Source organism: Citrobacter sp. Cb023, from assembly GCF_030336805.1.
Classification (GTDB): Bacteria; Pseudomonadota; Gammaproteobacteria; order Enterobacterales; family Enterobacteriaceae; genus Citrobacter; species Citrobacter braakii.
In genome coordinates this window covers 1-2,907 of sequence record NZ_JAOWCV010000019.1, presented here as the reverse complement: position 1 = coordinate 2,907, position 2,907 = coordinate 1, and the positions used below count along the sequence as shown (strand labels likewise).

Sequence of the window (2,907 nt, the reverse complement as noted above, 5' to 3'; positions counted from 1 at the left end):
TGTTTTACGAAACATCTTCGGGTTGTGAGGTTAAGCGACTAAGCGTACACGGTGGATGCCCTGGCAGTCAGAGGCGATGAAGGACGTGCTAATCTGCGATAAGCGTCGGTAAGGTGATATGAACCGTTATAACCGGCGATTTCCGAATGGGGAAACCCAGTGTGATTCGTCACACTATCATTGCGTGAATACATAGCGTAATGAAGCGAACCGGGGGAACTGAAACATCTAAGTACCCCGAGGAAAAGAAATCAACCGAGATTCCCCCAGTAGCGGCGAGCGAACGGGGAGCAGCCCAGAGTCTGAATCAGCATGTGTGGTAGTGGAACGGTCTGGAAAGTCCGACGGTACAGGGTGATAGTCCCGTACACAAAAGTGCATGTGTTGTGAACTCGAAGAGTAGGGCGGGACACGTGGTATCCTGTCTGAATATGGGGGGACCATCCTCCAAGGCTAAATACTCCTGACTGACCGATAGTGAACCAGTACCGTGAGGGAAAGGCGAAAAGAACCCCGGCGAGGGGAGTGAAAAAGAACCTGAAACCGTGTACGTACAAGCAGTGGGAGCCTCTTTATGGGGTGACTGCGTACCTTTTGTATAATGGGTCAGCGACTTATATTCTGTAGCAAGGTTAACCGAATAGGGGAGCCGAAGGGAAACCGAGTCTTAACTGGGCGTTAAGTTGCAGGGTATAGACCCGAAACCCGGTGATCTAGCCATGGGCAGGTTGAAGGTTGGGTAACACTAACTGGAGGACCGAACCGACTAATGTTGAAAAATTAGCGGATGACTTGTGGCTGGGGGTGAAAGGCCAATCAAACCGGGAGATAGCTGGTTCTCCCCGAAAGCTATTTAGGTAGCGCCTCGTGAATTCATCTTCGGGGGTAGAGCACTGTTTCGGCTAGGGGGTCATCCCGACTTACCAACCCGATGCAAACTGCGAATACCGAAGAATGTTATCACGGGAGACACACGGCGGGTGCTAACGTCCGTCGTGAAGAGGGAAACAACCCAGACCGCCAGCTAAGGTCCCAAAGTCATGGTTAAGTGGGAAACGATGTGGGAAGGCACAGACAGCCAGGATGTTGGCTTAGAAGCAGCCATCATTTAAAGAAAGCGTAATAGCTCACTGGTCGAGTCGGCCTGCGCGGAAGATGTAACGGGGCTAAACCATGCACCGAAGCTGCGGCAGCGACACTATGTGTTGTTGGGTAGGGGAGCGTTCTGTAAGCCGTTGAAGGTGTGCTGTGAGGCATGCTGGAGGTATCAGAAGTGCGAATGCTGACATAAGTAACGATAATGCGGGTGAAAAACCCGCACGCCGGAAGACCAAGGGTTCCTGTCCAACGTTAATCGGGGCAGGGTGAGTCGACCCCTAAGGCGAGGCCGAAAGGCGTAGTCGATGGGAAACAGGTTAATATTCCTGTACTTGGTGTTACTGCGAAGGGGGGACGGAGAAGGCTATGTTAGCCGGGCGACGGTTGTCCCGGTTTAAGCATGTAGGCGGAGATTCCAGGTAAATCCGGAGTCTTGTTAACGCTGAGGTGTGATGACGAGGCACTACGGTGCTGAAGTAACAAATGCCCTGCTTCCAGGAAAAGCCTCTAAGCATCAGGTAACACGAAATCGTACCCCAAACCGACACAGGTGGTCAGGTAGAGAATACCAAGGCGCTTGAGAGAACTCGGGTGAAGGAACTAGGCAAAATGGTGCCGTAACTTCGGGAGAAGGCACGCTGATATGTAGGTGAAGTGATTTACTCATGGAGCTGAAATCAGTCGAAGATACCAGCTGGCTGCAACTGTTTATTAAAAACACAGCACTGTGCAAACACGAAAGTGGACGTATACGGTGTGACGCCTGCCCGGTGCCGGAAGGTTAATTGATGGGGTTATCCGTAAGGAGAAGCTCTTGATCGAAGCCCCGGTAAACGGCGGCCGTAACTATAACGGTCCTAAGGTAGCGAAATTCCTTGTCGGGTAAGTTCCGACCTGCACGAATGGCGTAATGATGGCCAGGCTGTCTCCACCCGAGACTCAGTGAAATTGAACTCGCTGTGAAGATGCAGTGTACCCGCGGCAAGACGGAAAGACCCCGTGAACCTTTACTATAGCTTGACACTGAACACTGGTCCTTGATGTGTAGGATAGGTGGGAGGCTTTGAAGTGTGGACGCCAGTCTGCATGGAGCCAACCTTGAAATACCACCCTTTAATGGCTGGTGTTCTAACGTAGACCCGTGATCCGGGTTGCGGACAGTGTCTGGTGGGTAGTTTGACTGGGGCGGTCTCCTCCTAAAGAGTAACGGAGGAGCACGAAGGTTAGCTAATCCTGGTCGGACATCAGGAGGTTAGTGCAAAGGCATAAGCTAGCTTGACTGCGAGAGTGACGGCTCGAGCAGGTGCGAAAGCAGGTCTTAGTGATCCGGTGGTTCTGAATGGAAGGGCCATCGCTCAACGGATAAAAGGTACTCCGGGGATAACAGGCTGATACCGCCCAAGAGTTCATATCGACGGCGGTGTTTGGCACCTCGATGTCGGCTCATCACATCCTGGGGCTGAAGTAGGTCCCAAGGGTATGGCTGTTCGCCATTTAAAGTGGTACGCGAGCTGGGTTTAGAACGTCGTGAGACAGTTCGGTCCCTATCTGCCGTGGGCGCTGGAGAATTGAGGGGGGCTGCTCCTAGTACGAGAGGACCGGAGTGGACGCATCACTGGTGTTCGGGTTGTCATGCCAATGGCATTGCCCGGTAGCTAAATGCGGAAGAGATAAGTGCTGAAAGCATCTAAGCACGAAACTTGCCCCGAGATGAGTTCTCCCTGACCCTTTAAGGGTCCTGAAGGAACGTTGAAGACGACGACGTTGATAGGTCGGGTGTGTAAGCGTAGCGATACGTTGAGCTAACCG

1 rRNA gene is annotated in these 2,907 nt (G+C 52.5%); it reads left to right on the top strand.

Annotated features, from left to right (window positions below):
- Positions 1-28: 28 nt before the first annotated feature.
- A 23S ribosomal RNA gene (locus OGW44_RS00720) occupies positions 29-2,907 on the top strand; the annotation flags it as partial.